Origin of the sequence: Aquibacillus halophilus (genome assembly GCF_009649745.1) — a bacterium.
Classification (GTDB): domain Bacteria; phylum Bacillota; class Bacilli; order Bacillales; family Amphibacillaceae; genus Aquibacillus; species Aquibacillus halophilus.
In genome coordinates, this window is the sequence record NZ_WJNG01000019.1 from 1 (window position 1) to 17,414 (window position 17,414).

The 17,414-nt window shown below is 37.0% G+C and carries 17 protein-coding genes, 1 rRNA gene and 1 other annotated feature; all 18 genes read left to right on the forward strand.

From position 1 onward, the window contains the following. Positions 1-22 precede the first annotated feature (22 nt). The 18 genes from rrf to sigH all read left to right on the forward strand — a co-directional run bounded on the left by rrf (position 23) and on the right by sigH (position 17,398). A 5S ribosomal RNA gene (rrf, locus tag GH741_RS19300) occupies positions 23-138 on the forward strand. A gap of 131 nt (positions 139-269) precedes the next feature. Next, a complete protein-coding gene (locus tag GH741_RS19305) occupies positions 270-965 on the forward strand; it encodes an MgtC/SapB family protein (RefSeq protein ID WP_153738408.1) in 696 nt (231 codons plus the stop codon). A 174-nt stretch (positions 966-1,139) separates the two neighbouring features. Next, the gene (locus GH741_RS19310) at positions 1,140-1,598 is read left to right on the forward strand and encodes a CtsR family transcriptional regulator (RefSeq protein ID WP_153738409.1); all 459 of its coding nucleotides are present in this window, start codon (positions 1,140-1,142) and stop codon (positions 1,596-1,598) included. Between the two features lie 24 nt (positions 1,599-1,622). Then, a complete protein-coding gene (locus GH741_RS19315; RefSeq protein ID WP_153738410.1) occupies positions 1,623-2,168 on the forward strand; it encodes a protein-arginine kinase activator protein McsA in 546 nt (181 codons plus the stop codon). Further along, positions 2,168-3,232, forward strand: a complete 1,065-nt coding sequence (locus GH741_RS19320) for a protein-arginine kinase McsB (protein ID WP_153738411.1) — start codon at positions 2,168-2,170, stop codon at positions 3,230-3,232. The genes GH741_RS19315 and GH741_RS19320 overlap by 1 nt, the downstream gene beginning before the upstream one ends. Before the next feature lie 19 nt (positions 3,233-3,251). Then, positions 3,252-5,684, forward strand: coding sequence for an ATP-dependent protease ATP-binding subunit ClpC (gene clpC, locus GH741_RS19325; RefSeq protein ID WP_153738412.1), 2,433 nt, complete (start codon positions 3,252-3,254; stop codon positions 5,682-5,684). 287 nt (positions 5,685-5,971) lie between these two features. Next, complete coding sequence (gene radA / locus GH741_RS19330) at positions 5,972-7,345, forward strand: DNA repair protein RadA (RefSeq protein ID WP_153738413.1); 1,374 nt, start codon at positions 5,972-5,974, stop codon at positions 7,343-7,345. Further along, the gene (disA, locus tag GH741_RS19335) at positions 7,346-8,419 is read left to right on the forward strand and encodes a DNA integrity scanning diadenylate cyclase DisA (protein WP_153738414.1); all 1,074 of its coding nucleotides are present in this window, start codon (positions 7,346-7,348) and stop codon (positions 8,417-8,419) included. A 161-nt stretch (positions 8,420-8,580) separates the two neighbouring features. After that, positions 8,581-9,672 (forward strand): PIN/TRAM domain-containing protein, encoded by a 1,092-nt coding sequence (locus GH741_RS19340; protein ID WP_338079575.1) that lies wholly within the window; start codon positions 8,581-8,583, stop codon positions 9,670-9,672. A 245-nt stretch (positions 9,673-9,917) separates the two neighbouring features. Continuing rightward, on the forward strand, positions 9,918-10,616 hold the full coding sequence (gene ispD / locus GH741_RS19345) for a 2-C-methyl-D-erythritol 4-phosphate cytidylyltransferase (RefSeq protein WP_420809418.1): 699 nt from the start codon (positions 9,918-9,920) through the stop codon (positions 10,614-10,616). Further along, on the forward strand, positions 10,616-11,098 hold the full coding sequence (gene ispF, locus GH741_RS19350; RefSeq protein WP_153738417.1) for a 2-C-methyl-D-erythritol 2,4-cyclodiphosphate synthase: 483 nt from the start codon (positions 10,616-10,618) through the stop codon (positions 11,096-11,098). The genes ispD and ispF overlap by 1 nt, the downstream gene beginning before the upstream one ends. A gap of 47 nt (positions 11,099-11,145) precedes the next feature. After that, a complete protein-coding gene (gene gltX, locus GH741_RS19355) occupies positions 11,146-12,609 on the forward strand; it encodes a glutamate--tRNA ligase (protein WP_153738418.1) in 1,464 nt (487 codons plus the stop codon). 47 nt (positions 12,610-12,656) lie between these two features. Beyond that, positions 12,657-12,876, forward strand: a binding site (T-box leader). A gap of 89 nt (positions 12,877-12,965) precedes the next feature. Further along, entirely contained in the window at positions 12,966-13,598 is a 633-nt protein-coding gene (gene cysE / locus GH741_RS19360; protein WP_420809419.1) for a serine O-acetyltransferase, read from the forward strand. A gap of 3 nt (positions 13,599-13,601) precedes the next feature. Further along, positions 13,602-15,002: a cysteine--tRNA ligase gene (gene cysS / locus GH741_RS19365; RefSeq protein ID WP_153738420.1), complete on the forward strand. Its 1,401-nt coding sequence runs from the start codon at positions 13,602-13,604 to the stop codon at positions 15,000-15,002. Positions 15,003-15,004: 2 nt separating this feature from the next. Continuing rightward, on the forward strand, positions 15,005-15,400 hold the full coding sequence (locus GH741_RS19370; RefSeq protein ID WP_153738421.1) for a Mini-ribonuclease 3: 396 nt from the start codon (positions 15,005-15,007) through the stop codon (positions 15,398-15,400). Between the two features lie 7 nt (positions 15,401-15,407). Beyond that, positions 15,408-16,151: a 23S rRNA (guanosine(2251)-2'-O)-methyltransferase RlmB gene (rlmB, locus tag GH741_RS19375; protein WP_153738422.1), complete on the forward strand. Its 744-nt coding sequence runs from the start codon at positions 15,408-15,410 to the stop codon at positions 16,149-16,151. 3 nt (positions 16,152-16,154) lie between these two features. After that, entirely contained in the window at positions 16,155-16,664 is a 510-nt protein-coding gene (locus tag GH741_RS19380; RefSeq protein ID WP_153738423.1) for an NYN domain-containing protein, read from the forward strand. 86 nt (positions 16,665-16,750) lie between these two features. Beyond that, positions 16,751-17,398, forward strand: a complete 648-nt coding sequence (gene sigH, locus GH741_RS19385; protein WP_153738473.1) for an RNA polymerase sporulation sigma factor SigH — start codon at positions 16,751-16,753, stop codon at positions 17,396-17,398. The last annotated feature ends 16 nt before the right edge of the window (positions 17,399-17,414 follow it).

Sequence of the window (17,414 nt, forward strand, 5' to 3'; positions counted from 1 at the left end):
TATATATCTTCATTTCTTTAGGTCTAGTGACAATAGCGGAGAGGTCACACCTGTTCCCATGCCGAACACAGTAGTTAAGCTCTCCAGCGCCCATGGTAGTTGGGGCTTTGCCCCTGCAAGAGTAGGACGTTGCTAGGCAATTGAAAGCCTCTAAAAGATTTATTCTTTTAGAGGCTTTTTTTTTGTTATAATTAATTTTAATACCTCTAATTTTTAAATGGTTTCATACATAGTTATAAAAGAACTAACTACATAGGGAGAGGAACAAAATGCAATTGGCTATGGATTACCTTTTCAAAAGTGAATTTATTCTAATGGCAATTCGAATTTTTATTGCACTACTATTATCTGGTCTTATTGGATTCGAAAGAGAATTAAAAAATCAATCTGCGGGATTTCGCACCCATATTCTCGTAGGGGTAAGTTCTTGTTTGATGATGTTATTATCATTATATGGTTTTGAAGATTATATAGAGAGGTACGAGAATGTAAGGTTTGATCCTGCTCGGATTCCCTCCTACGTAATTAGTGGTATAGGCTTTCTTGGAGCTGGGACCATCATTGTTAATGGGATGACAATAAGGGGACTAACTACTGCAGCATCTATCTGGGCAGTTGCTGGCATTGGTTTAGTTGTTGGCGCTGGTATGTATGGTGAAGCAATTCTTACTACAGTAGTTATCCTGTTAAGTTTAATGTTCCTAAGTAACTTCGAAAGATATTTTAGAAAAGATAGAAATAAACTCTCTCTTCAAATTGTGATTGGCTCAAAAATGAGTTTGGAAAACATACTAAAAGTATTTGAAGATTATAGCCTAAAGATTGATAATTTAAGAATTGAAAATGCAGTGGATATGGATAGAAGCGTGTTGATAGTAATAAATAGTATTAAAAAGTCTGATAAGTATCAACTATACGATCAGATATCAAGAATGGATTATGTCAAACAAGTGAATGAGCGTTAGTAAGTGTACACCTAATTTTCAATAAATTCAAAAATCCTTGTCTGAAATAGCAGGGATTTTTTTCATATTTATCGGCAAGAATAATAAATAAACATTTCATTTGCATCAAATAAAAAGAGGAGTATAATAATAATAAAGTCAAAGATAGTCAAAGTCAGAACTGAGGAGGGGAAAATGAGTAATATTTCAGATGTTATTGAAGCCTACCTAAAAAATATTATTCAAGGAAACAACAAAAACACGATTGAAATTAAGCGAAGTGAAGTAGCTGATCGATTTGAATGTGTTCCTTCTCAAATAAACTATGTGATAAATACCCGTTTCACCATCGAAAGAGGATATATCGTTGAAAGTAAACGTGGTGGCGGAGGTTATATTCGTATTATTAGAATTACCAATGAGGACAAAGCAAAGCTTATTGATGAAATTATTGAAATGATTCAACCAAGAGTAACTCAACAAGCTGCGATTGATATTTATGAAAGAATGCTGGAAGAAGAGTTAATAACAAAACGTGAGGCAAAAATTATGTTAAGTGCGGTTAGTAGAGCAACACTTGCATTTCAATTACCTCTTCGAGATGAAATAAGGTCCAGAATCATGACAGCAATGCTATCGTCACTTAAATACTAAGACTGTTTTGAAGGAGATGATGGTATGGAGTGCCAAGAATGCCATGAACGCCCAGCGACATTACATTTTACTAAAGTGATAAATGGGAGTAAGACAGAGAACCACGTCTGTGAACATTGTGCTAAAGAAAAAGGCTATGTTTCTTATGGGGAAGAAGCTTATTCGCTACATGATCTGCTTTCTGGTCTTTTTAACTTCGAACCCTCTTCTTTAAATGAACAAACATCTAAAGATATTACGAGTCAACATCATTTAAAATGTTTAAAATGTGGTATGACTTACCAAGAGTTTACTAAAGTTGGTAAGTTTGGATGTGCATCCTGTTACGATGCCTTTTCAGAGCGTCTAAATCCTATATTCCGTCGTGTGCATAGTGGCAATATAGTCCATGATGGTAAGATTCCCAAAAGAATAGGAAGTAACATCCATCAAAAGAAACAATTAAATGAACATAAAGAAAAACTTCAAGAATTAATTCAAAGTGAAGAATTTGAACAGGCAGCACAAGTACGGGATCAAATAAAAGAGATAGAAAAAGGCATTAAGCCTAATGGGGAAGGAGAGGTTTAATGTCACTACAGCAATTTATAAATGAAGCGATAAGTCCATGGATGAAAGAAGAAGGTCCAGATAGTGATATTGTTATGAGCACTAGGATTAGATTAGCTAGGAATTTTGATCAGACACCTTTCCCCATTATTGCTAAAAGTCAAAACTTGGAGAAAATTCTAGATTTTTTTCAACAAGAATATCACCATCAATCGTTTAATAATTACCATGATTTAGAATTTGTTAAAATGAGTGACCTGCAACCAATAGAAAAGCGTGTACTTGTTGAAAAACACTTAATAAGTCCCCACTTGGCTGAAAACGCGGAATTAGGGGGCGCTTTAATCTCAAAAAACGAACAGGTTTCGGTTATGGTTAATGAAGAAGATCATATACGTGTTCAATTGTATTTTCCGGGTTTTCAACTAGAGGAAGCACTTGATCAGGCATTTGAGTTAGATGATTGGCTAGAAGAAAAAATTAACTATGCATTTGATGAAAAAAAAGGCTATCTAACTAGCTGCCCAACTAATGTCGGAACAGGAATGCGCGCTTCAGTAATGATGCACTTACCCGCTTTAACCTTAACTCAGAAGGTCAATCGCATGATTCCTGCAATTAATCAATTGGGCCTTGTGGTAAGAGGTATTTACGGTGAGGGTAGTGAAGCGTTAGGAAATATTTTTCAAATATCGAATCAGATCACACTTGGTAGATCTGAAAGGGATATTGTTGAGGACTTGCAGAGTGTTGTTAACAAATTAGTTGAACAAGAACGAAAGGCACGTCATATTCTTGTTGAACAATCAGAACTCCAATTAGAGGATCGTATTTTTAGATCCTGTGGTGTATTACAGTATAGTCGTATCATAGAATCTAAAGAGACAGCAAAATGTTTATCTGATGTAAGGTTGGGTATTGATATTGGATATATTGAAAATATCCCTAAAACAATCCTAAATGAATTAATGGTATTAACCCAGCCGGGCTTTTTGCAACAATATGCAAAAAAAACACTGTCACCACATGAGAGAGACATATTAAGAGCCTCTTTAATTAGAGAAAGATTAAAATTAGAAAAATAAACGGCAGGAGGAATAATTTATGATGTTTGGACGTTTTACTGAAAGAGCACAAAAAGTGTTAGCACTCTCTCAAGAAGAGGCTGTAAGACTTGGTCATAATAATATAGGTACAGAACATATCTTACTAGGATTAGTGAGCGAAGGGGAAGGGATAGCTGCCAAATCACTTTCTTCATTAGGTCTTGAAACAGAAAAAATTCAAGAGGAAGTAGAAAAACTGATAGGCAGGGGACAAAAAGTATCCCAAACGATTCATTACACACCACGAGCTAAAAAGGTCATTGAGTTGTCGATGGATGAAGCTAGAAAGTTAGGTCACTCTTATGTCGGAACAGAACATATTTTACTTGGCTTGATCCGAGAGGGTGAAGGTGTAGCCGCTCGTGTACTTAATAATTTAGGTGTAAGCTTAAATAAGGCACGTCAACAAGTACTACAATTACTAGGGAGTAACGAATCAACATCTAGTCAACACGGCCGTGGGGGTCAGTTAGCTACAGCTAACACACCTACTTTAGATTCGCTAGCTAGAGATCTAACTTCTATTGCTAAAGAGGGAAATATAGACCCAGTTATAGGTCGTGAAAAGGAAATTGAACGAGTTATTCAAATATTAAGCCGTCGGACAAAAAACAACCCTGTATTAATAGGTGAGCCAGGTGTTGGTAAAACAGCAGTAGCTGAAGGCTTGGCACAACAAATTGTGAACAATGAAATTCCAGAAACACTCCGTGACAAACGGGTGATGACATTGGATATGGGTACGGTAGTTGCAGGTACAAAATACCGTGGTGAATTCGAAGATCGTCTAAAAAAGGTGATGGAAGAAATCCGTCAAGCAGGGAATATTATTTTATTTATAGATGAACTGCACACATTAATAGGTGCAGGTGGTGCTGAAGGTGCTATTGATGCTTCAAACATATTAAAGCCTTCCCTTGCACGTGGTGAATTACAGTGTATTGGTGCAACTACATTGGATGAATACCGTAAATATATAGAAAAAGATGCTGCACTTGAGCGACGTTTTCAACCTATCCGGGTTGAAGAACCAACTTTAGATGAATCTATTCTAATTTTAAAAGGGTTGCGTGATCGCTATGAAGCGCATCACCGTGTGACTATTACAGATGAGGCAATTGAAGCCTCTGTAAGATTTTCCGATAGATATATAACTGATCGTTTCTTGCCTGATAAAGCAATAGATCTAATTGATGAATCTGCTTCTAAAGTTCGTCTTCGCTCTTACACAGCTCCACCTAACTTAAAGGAGTTGGAACAAAATCTTGAAGAAGTTAGAAAAGAGAAGGATGCAGCTGTTCAAAGTCAGGAATTTGAGAAAGCTGCATCATTAAGAGATAATGAACAGCGGTTAAGAGAAGAATTAGATAAAACGAAAGAAGAATGGAAAGAAAAACAAGGTCAAGAAAGCTCAGAAGTAACTGTAGAAGACATAGCGGGCGTTGTTTCAACGTGGACTGGTGTGCCTGTATCTAAACTAACCAAAGATGAAACGGAACGACTATTAAATATGGAGTCTGTATTACACAATCGTTTAATTGGTCAAGAAGAGGCAGTTAAAGCGGTATCGAAGGCTATTCGACGTGCAAGAGCAGGACTTAAGGACCCGAAGCGGCCGATTGGCTCATTCATCTTTCTAGGGCCTACAGGTGTAGGTAAAACTGAGTTGGCACGTGCATTAGCAGATGTAATGTTTGGTGATGAAGAGTCCATGATTCGGATTGATATGTCAGAGTATATGGAGAAACACTCCACATCTCGGTTAGTTGGGTCACCTCCAGGATATGTAGGTTATGAAGAAGGTGGACAATTGACTGAAAAGGTGCGCAGAAAACCATACTCTGTTGTTCTACTGGATGAAGTAGAAAAGGCTCATCCAGAAGTGTTTAACATTCTGCTGCAGGTATTAGAGGATGGGCGTTTAACTGATTCTAAAGGCAGAGTAGTTGATTTTAGAAATACAGTATTAATCATGACTTCCAATGTAGGGGCAAGTGAACTTAAACGCAACAAATATGTTGGATTTAACTTTGGTGATGAGCAAGAGGACTACAAAGGTATGAAATCAAAAGTGGTAGAAGAATTGAAAAAAGCATTCCGTCCTGAATTTCTAAATAGAATCGACGAAACCATAGTTTTCCATTCTTTAGAAAGAAAGCATATGAAACACATTGTAACACTTATGGTAGAGCAACTTCAGAAACGTTTATTAGATCAGGATATAAACTTTGTCTTAACTGATGAGGCAATTGAAAAGATAGCAAAAGAAGGGTTTGATCCTGAGTATGGTGCGCGTCCTCTACGAAGATCAATTCAAAAAAATGTAGAAGACTTGCTATCAGAGGAATTACTAAAGGAAACAATCAAAAAAGGTCAAAAGATTCAAATTGATATAGATAAAGAAAATCAGTTTGTTGTTTCAACAGACTAACAATGTCTATAGTTAGGCATTGCTTGTGTAAGTCGGAAGGCCACCACCTTCCGACTTTTTATACTATCAGAATTTTTTCTTGATTACGCATAATGATGTTTATCGGAAATTAAACTTGTATGGGTGCTCTGTAAATTTTGAAAACTCTTAAATAAAGAGTCAATGGTCGAGTTTTTTTGATAGTTTCGATATGATAGTTATATAAACGTTACTAAATTGATAGAACAATGTAACTTGAAATCAACGTTACTCGTTTATAATTGATATAGGTATGAGGAGCGATTGCTTTGGCAAAAAGAAAAACAAAATATACTTGTCAAGAATGTGGATATGAATCAGCAAAATGGATGGGGAAATGCCCTGGCTGTAATAACTGGAATACATTAGTTGAAGAAGTGGTAGCAATACAAAATCCCTCAAGACATACAACAACAGCTCAAACTTCCAAAGCAAAAGCAGAAAGAATCACCGCAATTCAATCCCAAAAGGAACCAAGAATTACAACGGATATGGCCGAGTTCAATCGAGTATTAGGAGGAGGTATTGTCCTAGGCTCCCTGGTGCTTATTGGTGGAGACCCTGGGATAGGAAAATCAACGTTACTATTGCAAGTATCAGCTCAACTCGCCGACAAGGACATAAAGGTCTTGTATATTTCAGGGGAGGAATCGGCTCAGCAAACCAAACTTCGAGCCGACCGACTTGGAGTTAAGTCAGATCAACTTTATGTATTAGCAGAAACTAACCTCATAGATATTGCAAATCAAATTGAACAATTGGCACCCTCCTTTGTTGTTATCGATTCTATTCAGACTATCTTTCGCGAAGAAGTATCAAGTGCACCTGGTAGCGTTTCCCAAGTGCGTGAATGTACAAGTGAATTAATGCGAATAGCTAAGGGTAACAACATCCCAATCTTTATTGTAGGGCATGTCACTAAAGAAGGAGCAATTGCTGGCCCGCGACTCTTAGAGCATATGGTAGATGCGGTTTTATATTTTGAAGGAGAGCGGCATCATACTTTTCGAATTCTACGGGGAGTAAAAAATCGTTTTGGAAGTACAAATGAAATGGGAATTTTTGAAATGAAAGAAGAAGGTTTAAGAGAAGTACTGAACCCTTCTGAAATATTTCTGGAAGAAAGATCTCAGGGCGCAGCAGGTTCAACGGTTGTAGCATCAATGGAAGGAAGTAGACCGGTATTAGTTGAAATCCAATCCCTTATTTCCCCAACGAGTTTTGGTAATCCTAGAAGAATGGCAACTGGAATTGACCATAACCGAGTGCCATTACTAATGGCTGTATTAGAAAAAAGAGTTGGTTTAATGCTACAAAACCAGGATGCGTATGTAAAAGTAGCTGGTGGGGTAAAATTAGATGAACCTGCTATTGACTTGGCTATTGCTGTCAGTATAGCTTCTAGTTTTAAAGATCAACCCTCTAAACCGAATGATGTGTTAATAGGAGAGGTCGGCCTGACAGGAGAGATTCGAAGAGTGTCTAGAATTGAACAAAGAGTTCAAGAAGCGGCAAAGTTAGGATTCAAACGTGCAATTGTACCAAATAAAAATATGGATGGATGGACCCCACCATCAGATATTGAGGTTATAGGTGTTAATTCAGTTCATGAAGCATTGAAGGCTACATTAGGAGGAAGATAAATGGAATGGCAGGACAGGAAATATACTGCCATTGGTGAGATGTTAAAGTTAGTAGCACCAGGAACCCCCATACGAGCAGGGATTGAAAATGTATTGCGTGCTAAAACTGGCGGTCTTATCGTGGTAGGTTACAGTGACAAAATGAAGCGCATCGTTGATGGAGGATTTGCTATTCATACCCAGCTAACATCGGCAAACCTTTATGAATTAGCAAAAATGGATGGAGCAATAATTTTAAATGGTGAAGGAACTTCTATTTTATATGCAAACGTACAATTGATGCCGGAACCATCAATTATATCTAAGGAAACCGGTATGCGTCATCGAACAGCAGAGCGTGTAGCAAAACAAACAGAAAATCTAGTAATCGCTATTTCAGAGAGAAGAAATGTAATAACCCTTTATAAGGGAAACATCCGATATGCTCTGAAACAGATAGGGGTAATTTTAACAAAAGCAAATCAAGCCATGCAGACTTTGGAGAAATATAAAATAGTTTTGGATCAAGGGATTACAAACCTTGGTGCCCTTGAATTTGAAGATTTGGTCACTCTAACTGAAGTGGTTCAAGTTATCCATCGAATCGAAATGGTCTTAAGAATTAAGACTGAAATTTTGAACTATATTAATGAGCTAGGTACTGAAGGAAGACTGATTGAATTACAGCTCGATGAACTAGTTTCAAATATAGAGGATGAGGCTCTTCTCCTTATCAAAGACTATTGTATTAAAGGCGAGAATAGTCCTGAGTATATTTTAAATAAGATTCAAGAAGCATCGCGTACTGAATTAATGGAAGATATGCAGATTATTAAACTTTTAGGGTACCCTGCAAATGCGAAATCGGATGAGGTCATTTTTCCAAGAGGTTATCGAATACTAAACAGAATCCCTAGACTACCAATGATCATCATTGAATATCTAACAGATAACTTCAGTAATTTAAATGAAATTGTCATGGCCACAACCACTGAATTGGTAAGAGTGAATGGGGTTGGTGAGGTTAGAGCAGAAAAGATAAAAGAAGGCTTAAGTAGAATTCAAGAACAATTATTCATCGACAGACATATCTAAAACTCAACAAAAATTGACTTATGATATTGTGTGTGGTAGAATCTAATGTTTGGTGTTTGACTGTTTTTGTCAATTGTGTTATTTTATATGAATAGAATTTATAAACATATTAGATTATTTTTTATAATATTGGGGATACTGTTTAATAGGAGGTGATTATGGTGCTAAAAAGAATCGTACAGTTATTTATTATTGTTGCGGGTGGTACCATTGGCTATTTATACGTGCCGGATTTGATTGTCTTAATGGATTTATCTAGTAATAATTGGATAGAGTCTCCCTATGTAGGCTTAGTTCTAGGTGCTATTATTTTATTTTTATTAACGTTTTGGGCGGTCGATTATATTGTTGAATTTTTCCGTATAGTGGAAGAAACGTTGGTTAAAGCTCCGGTAGCAGACCTTTTATTTGGTAGTTTGGGAATAATTATCGGTTTGGTCATTGCATTTTTAATTAATATTCCAATTCAAGATATGGAAATTCAAGTAGTTTCGCAGGTCGTACCGATCTTTCTAACGGTACTCTTAGGTTACTTTGGCTTCCAGGTTGGTTTTAAACGAAGAGATGAGTTCCTAGGGTTGTTAACGTTGGCTAAGAAGGAAAAGAAAAAATCCGACGAAATTGATGAAAATGACAGTATTATACCTAAAGTGAAGATATTGGATACTAGCGTAATTATTGATGGAAGAATTGCTGATATTTGCCAAACTAGCTTTCTAGAAGGTACGATTATAATTCCACAATTCGTGTTAGAAGAGTTGCAGCATATTGCTGACTCATCTGATGTATTAAAAAGAAATCGTGGACGTCGTGGCCTGGACGTTTTAAATAGAATGCAAAAGGATTTGCAGGTGAACGTGGAAATCTATGAAGGTGACTTTGAGGAAATTCAAGAAGTAGATAGCAAGCTAGTTAAACTAGCAAAGGTAATAAACGGAATTGTAGTCACTAATGATTTTAATCTTAATAAAGTGTGTGAATTTCAGAATGTTCAAGTGCTTAATATTAATGACCTTGCAAATGCTGTTAAGCCAATCGTATTACCTGGTGAAGAGCTAACGGTACAGGTAATTAAAGACGGGAAAGAACAGAATCAAGGTGTAGCATATTTAGATGATGGAACAATGATTGTTGTGGAAGAGGGAAAAAATTATATTGGTAGGACGATAGAAGTCTTAATTACCAGTGTATTGCAAACCTCCGCAGGTCGTATGATATTTGCGAAACCAAAATTGCTTGAAAAAGCTCTCTGAAAAGGGTATAACATATAGTGGGAAAACAAAAGTGATAACTTATGTTATCGCTTTTGTTATACTATCAGAACTTTTATGTTAAATAGACCGAAGTATATAGTTAAAAAATTAGTGCTTTCAATCGATAATTGTAGTTAAGTCAGATTAATGGTGTTAACATTGCTTGTAGTTATCAGAGAAATTAGTACTAGATAACTAGTGGACAAGTCCCTTACTATATACAACTAATAAGGCGGATAAATATGATTGAATATTATGCAATAGTTCTAGCTGCTGGGGAAGGCAAGCGAATGAATGCTGGTAAAAATAAACAGTTTATTCAGGTCGGCAAGAAACCTTTAGTTATACATACCCTTAATGTGTTTGCTCAAGATGATTGGTGCAAATCCATTATATTAGTTATAAATAGTAATGAAAAAAAACGAATGAAAGAATTAATTGACAATCATCCTGTCGGAAAATCAGTTATACTGGTTGAAGGTGGAAAAGAACGTCAAGATAGTGTGTTTCATGGTTTGAATTGTATAGATGACCCAGAAGGAATTGTCTTTATACACGATGGTGCGAGACCATTTGTTAGTAGAGAGAATCTTCATCAGTTAGCTACGATAACGAAAGAAAAGAAGGCAGCTATATTGGCTGTCCCTGTAACGGATACAATCAAGCAGTTAAAAGGTGAAAACTTAACTACGTTAAAGAGAGAGACATTATGGGCGGCTCAAACTCCACAGGCTTTTCGTGTTGATGCTATTCGCGCGGCTCATGAAAAAGCGGCAATTGAAAACTATCTAGGGACTGATGATTCATCGTTAGTTGAACGGCTGGGTTATCCGGTAGAAATAGTTAAAGGCAGCTATGACAATATAAAATTAACAACCCCAGAGGATTTGCAACGTGCCCAGGCATTTCTAAAAGAAAAAAGTGATGAAAGGGAGAAAGCATAATGTTTCGTATAGGGCAAGGTTTTGATGTTCATGAATTTGCTGAAAACCGTCCTTGTATTATCGGCGGGATAACAATCCCGTACGAGAGAGGGTTGTTGGGGCACTCTGATGCCGATGTTTTATTACATACTATTGCTGATGCTTGTTTAGGTGCTATTGGTGAAGGTGATATTGGAAAGCATTTTCCTGATACTGATCCAGCGTTTAAAGATGCAGATTCCGAAAAATTACTCAACCATGTCTGGAAGATTGTCAATGGTAAAGGGTATCAGTTAGGAAATTTGGATTGTACCATTATTGCCCAAGCACCAAAAATGGCACCATATATTGATCAAATTAGAGGTAATATTGCTCGAATATTAGAAGTGGATGTCGAGCAAATTAATGTTAAAGCTACGACCACTGAAAAATTAGGATTTACCGGTCGTGGAGAAGGAATCGCTTCACAGGCTGTAGTCTTGTTAAGTTCTGGCCGAAAGTAACGATAGTACATATTACAATGAACATTGTATGAAGGGAGTACATTATTATGACAACTGAAGTAAGAGTACGATACGCACCTAGTCCAACAGGACATTTACATATTGGTAATGCGCGTACCGCATTATTTAATTACTTATATGCTCGCCACTTAGGTGGAAAGTTTATAATACGAACTGAAGATACAGATGAAAAAAGAAACGTTGAAGGTGGCGAAGAAAGTCAACTGAATTACTTGAAATGGTTAGGGATAGAATGGGATGAGGGTGCTGATATTGGAGGTAACTTTGGTCCGTATCGCCAAACAGAACGTTTAGATATTTATCAAAAATATGTAGACGATTTACTTGAAAGAGGTCTAGCTTATAAATGCTATATGACAGAAGATGAGTTGGATCAGGAGCGTGAAGAACAAAGAGCGAACGGACAAGTTCCTAAATATTCGGGTGCCCATCGCGACTTAAGCCAGGATCAAGTTAAGAGTTTTGAGGCGGAAGGGCGAAAACCAAGCATTCGGTTCCGCGTTCCAGAAAACAAGACATATTCATTTAATGATATTGTAAGAGACAATATTACATTTGAATCTAGTGATTTTGGTGATTGGGTGATTGTTAAGAAAAATGGAATTCCTACTTACAATTTCGCAGTTGCACTTGATGATCATTTAATGGAAATATCCCATGTTCTAAGAGGGGAAGAACACATTTCTAATACGCCAAAGCAAATGATGGTCTATGATGCATTTGATTGGACTCCTCCAAAGTTTGGTCATATGACATTAATTTTGAATGAGAACCGCAAGAAATTGAGTAAACGCGATGAACATATTTTACAGTTTATTGAACAATATAAAAATCTTGGTTATTTACCAGAAGCTTTATTAAACTTTATTTCACTATTAGGTTGGTCGCCAGTAGGAGAAGAAGAAATTTTTAGTAAGGAACAGTTTATTGAAATGTTCGATGCTGAACGTTTATCTACATCGCCGGCAATTTTCGATCCACAGAAATTAAAGTGGGTAAACAATCAATATATTAAAGCTGCAGACTTTGATCGTGTTGTTGAGTTAAGCTTACCTCACTTAATAGATGCAGGAAAGTTACCCGAGAACATGGATGAGGAACAACAAAAGTGGGCTCTGGAATTAATCGGTTTGTATAAAGATCAGCTTAGCTATGGAGCTGAGATTGTAGAATTAACAGACCTTTTCTTTAAAAAAGATATTGAGTTTACCGAAGATGCAATGGAGGTACTTCAAGGCGAACAGGTACCTGAAGTACTAGAAGTTTTTGCTCAGAAGATAAAAGAGCTTGAAAATTTCACACCAGAAGCAATCAAGGCAGAAATAAAAGCTACGCAAAAAGATACGAAACATAAGGGAAAGAAATTATTTATGCCAATCCGTGTAGCTACTACTGGTCAAGTACATGGACCGGAGCTTCCTGATGCGATTCATCTGTTAGGAAAAGACGTTATTGAAGCTAGACTATCATCAGCATTACAAAAAATTTAAGCGTGATGGTTCACATTTGCAGTGTAATATAATATAGTAATATACAAATATGAACGTTGATGAGGAGAAGTAAAAAGTTAGCGAGCTTAGTTAGAGAGAATCACCATTGGCTGAAAGTGATTTTAAGTTTGCTCTTTTGAAATGCACCTCTGAGTCCTTTATTGAAATTCAAGTAAATAAGGGCGGCTCTCTACCGTTACGAAGAGACTAAGTTGAGGGAATAACTTCCCTAAACAGAGTGGAACCGCGCATAAAAGCGTCTCTGTGTTTTGATAAAACACGGAGACGCTTTTTTATATTCAGGCGAGCCTAGGATGATCAAAATAAAGGAGTTGATTGGTGTGAGTTTTTTTAAAATGTTAAAACAGGATATCGAAGTGGTATTTGATCAGGACCCTGCAGCTCGCACCTATTTCGAAGTGTTACTTACTTATTCAGGGCTACATGCTATATGGGCTCATCGAATAGCCCATGCTTTTTATAATAAGAAATTTTTCTTTATTGCTCGTTTTATTTCACAGGTTAGTCGTTTCATCACTGGAATAGAGATTCACCCGGGCGCAAAAATTGGTAGACGCTTTTTTATCGACCACGGAATGGGAGTAGTTATTGGAGAAACGTGCGAAATAGGCGACAATGTTACTATTTTTCAAGGTGTAACATTGGGTGGGACTGGAAAAGAAAAGGGAAAGCGCCACCCTACAATTAAGGACAACGCTTTAATTGCAACGGGTGCAAAAGTATTAGGGTCTATTACTATCGGTGAAAGCTCTAAGGTTGGAGCGGGTTCGGTCGTATTGGATAATGTTCCTGATCACTCTACTGTTGTAGGTATTCCCGGACGTGTGGTCATTCAAAATGGTGAGAAGGTTAGAAAGGACCTTGATCATCATAAATTACCTGATCCAGTATCAGAAATGCTAAAGGATTTAAAAAGCGAAATAAAAAGTTTAAGGGAAGAATTAGATGAATTGAAAGGTGGGAAATAAAAAATGGCTATTCAAATTTATAATACCCTAACTAGGCAAAAGGAAGCATTTGAAACAATTGAAGAAGGTAAGGTTAGAATGTATGTCTGTGGTCCAACTGTATATAATTACATCCACATTGGAAATGCTAGACCTGCTATTGTCTTTGATACTGTAAGAAGATATTTGGAGTACCGAGGCTATGAAGTAAAATATGTATTAAATTTTACAGATGTAGATGACAAAATTATTAAAGCAGCTAGGGACCTTGGTGATGATGTCTCAGTTGTGACAGAACAATTTATCAATGCCTACATGGAAGATGTTAAAGCCTTGGGTGTAAAAGAGGCAGTTCATCATCCCCGCGTAACCGAAACAATGGATGATATAATCGAATTTATTACCAGTCTAATCGATAAAGGGTATGCCTATGAAGCCGAAGGAGACGTATATTTTAAAACACGCTCGTTTGATGGCTATGGAAAGCTTTCTCACCAATCGATTGATGAGTTGCGTTCTGGAGCCCGGATTCAAATCGGAGAAAAGAAGGAAGATCCATTGGATTTTGCTTTATGGAAGAATGTTAAATCAGGAGAGATTGCTTGGGAATCTCCTTGGGGATCTGGTAGACCAGGTTGGCATATCGAATGTTCAGCTATGGCTAATAAATACTTGGGAGAAACAATTGACATTCATGCTGGGGGGCAGGACTTAACTTTTCCTCACCATGAAAATGAAATAGCGCAGTCAGAGGCAGGTACTGGTCATACTTTTGCAAATTACTGGATGCACAATGGGTATATTAATATTGATAATGAAAAAATGTCTAAGTCCCTAGGGAATTTTGTCTTGGTTCATGATCTAATAAAACAGCATGATCCTCAAGTAGTACGCTTCTTCATGTTAAGTGTTCACTATCGTAATCCGATAAACTTTAGCGAGGCCCTACTAGAAGGTGCGAAAAATAGTTTAGATCGAATTAAAAATGCTTATCAAAATCTAGACCATCGGAAGAAATCAAGTACGAATTTAGCTAATGCAAGTGAGGAATGGAAAGAAAAAGTAGAAGCATATAAACAACGCTTCAAGGATGAAATGGATGACGATTTTAATACAGCAAATGCTATTTCGGTACTTTTTGATCTAACTAAAGACGCTAATCTTTATCTGCAGTCTAAGCAAACGTCAGAAGATGTAATTGATGCCTTCCAAGAGGCTTTGCTATACCTTTCAAATATATTGGGAATAAAATTAAAAGTAGAAGAAGAACTGTTGGATGAAGAAGTTGAACTGTTAATTCAGAAAAGAATAGAAGCAAGGAAAAATAGAGATTTCTCATTAGCTGATAAAATAAGAGATGACTTAAAGGGTAGTAACATTATCCTTGAGGATACCCCGCAAGGAACAAGATGGAAGCGGGGCTAACGATGAGAATAGATAATGTAAAGCTGATGAAAAGTTTAACTCTTGCATATATGGGAGATGCTGTTCACGAAATCTACGTTAGAGAGCACCTAATTAAACAAGGTAGTGTTAAACCAAATCAATTACACCAAGCAGCGATTAAGTTCGTTTCAGCGAGATCACAAGCAAAAGTGATTTTACATTGGTTAGATTTAGGGTTATTAAATGAAGATGAGCAAGGTGTTGTTCGTAGGGGCAGGAATGCTAAATCTGGTACTGTCCCTAAAAACACCGATGTGCTAACATACCGATATGGCACAGCATTTGAGGCTTTAATTGGATTTTTATACTTAGATGAACAAGAGGATAGGTTGAAGGAGTTAATAAATATGTCTATTCAATTCGTTGAAGGAAGGTGATGAGGTCATGGCAGAGGAATGGATTATTGGAAAAAACCCGGTGATAGAAGCACTAAGGTCAGGCCGATCGATTAATAAATTAATGGTATCTGATCATCTACACCCACAATCCTTTAAAAAGGTACAAGATCTTGCAAAAGAAACTGGTACTATTATTCAACGAGTACCAAGGAAGAAGATTGATCAGTTGGTTGAGGGTAATCATCAAGGTGTGATAGCATCCGTGGCTGCTTATGATTACAGCACATTAGATGATTTGTTTGCTGTTGCAGCAGCAAAAAATGAAGCGCCCTTTTTTATGATTTTGGATGAAATAGAGGATCCGCACAATTTAGGTTCAATCTTACGCACAGCCGATGCAACTGGGGTTCATGGGGTAATTATTCCGAAGCGTCGTTCAGTTGGACTAACTGCTGTTGTTGGTAAAACTTCTGCAGGTGCTATTGAATATGTACCTGTAGCGCGTGTTACGAACATAGTAAACACAATTGAAGAATTGAAGGAAAAGCATGTTTGGGTTGTAGGAACAGAAGCAGATGGATCAGAAGATTATCGGCAATTAGATGGAAATATTCCCATTGCTTTGGTTATAGGGAATGAAGGGAAAGGGATGAGTCGTCTCGTTAAGGAAAAATGCGACTGGACGGTAAAGTTAGCTATGCAAGGAAAGGTTACTTCATTAAACGCCTCTGTCGCAGCGAGTTTGCTTATGTATGAAGTATATCGAAAACGACATCCAATCGGTAAATAAGTCATGGTTGTATTAGTTGTTGATGGGTACAATATCATTGGTGCCTGGGAAGAATTAAAAGTATTGAAAGATCACGACTTAGCCCAAGCTAGAAAAATGCTAATAGAAAAAATGGCAGAGTACCAGGCATATAAAGGCGAACGAGTTATTATCGTCTTCGATGCCTATTACGTTCGGGGAGTCGAGACTAAACAGAAAAATTATAAAGTTGAAGTTATCTATACTAAGGAAAATGAAACTGCCGATGAGTGTATCGAACGGCTCGTAAAGCAAATTAAGAATGTAAAAACTCAAGTTTATGTTGCAACGTCAGATTATACTGAACAACGAACTATCTTTGCTCAAGGTGCTCTAAGGAAATCTGCGCGGGAGTTATTCATTGAAATGAAAAATATTCAGCAAGAAATTGAAGAGGAATTAGCTACGCACAAAAGATCGCAAATTTCCACGAAAATACCAATTGATAAAGATATACTGGAAGTTTTTGAAAAATGGCGTCGGGGTAAACACTGATGCCTTGTTGACGATTGGGAAGCGCTTCCTGTATAATATTGCTATATATTCACGACATTTAGTCGGGGGGAGTCCGGGTGAGCATCATGCACAAGGATACAGACAATCAGGATCTAGATTTAGCAATTCTTGAAGATGATGAGCTTATTGAATTAGTTCATTGTGGGCATAGTCAAGCATTGGACTACTTAATTACCAAGTATAGAAATTTTGTTCGTGCAAAAGCCAGAACATACTTCTTAATTGGCGCAGATCGTGAAGATATTGTACAAGAAGGTATGATTGGATTATATAAAGCGATTCGAGATTTCAAGGGAGACAAGCTATCCTCATTCAAGGCATTTGCGGAATTGTGTGTTACTAGGCAAATTATTACAGCAATTAAAACTGCTACAAGACAGAAGCACATTCCTTTAAATTCTTATGTATCACTGGACAAGCCTATTTATGATGAAGAATCTGATCGGACTTTATTGGATGTTATTGCCGGATCGAGAACAATAGACCCCCAAGAATTAATAGTCAACAGAGAAAAATTTGATGATATGGAAGGTAAAATGTCGGAATTATTAAGCGATTTAGAAAGACAGGTGCTTTCTTTATATTTAGATGGGCAATCCTATCAAGAGATTTCTGTAGAATTAAGAAGACATGTAAAATCAATTGATAATGCCCTGCAACGGGTAAAACGTAAATTAGAGCGCTACCTAGAGGTTAGTGAAATTAGCTTTTAAACAAGCGTTGACAGGT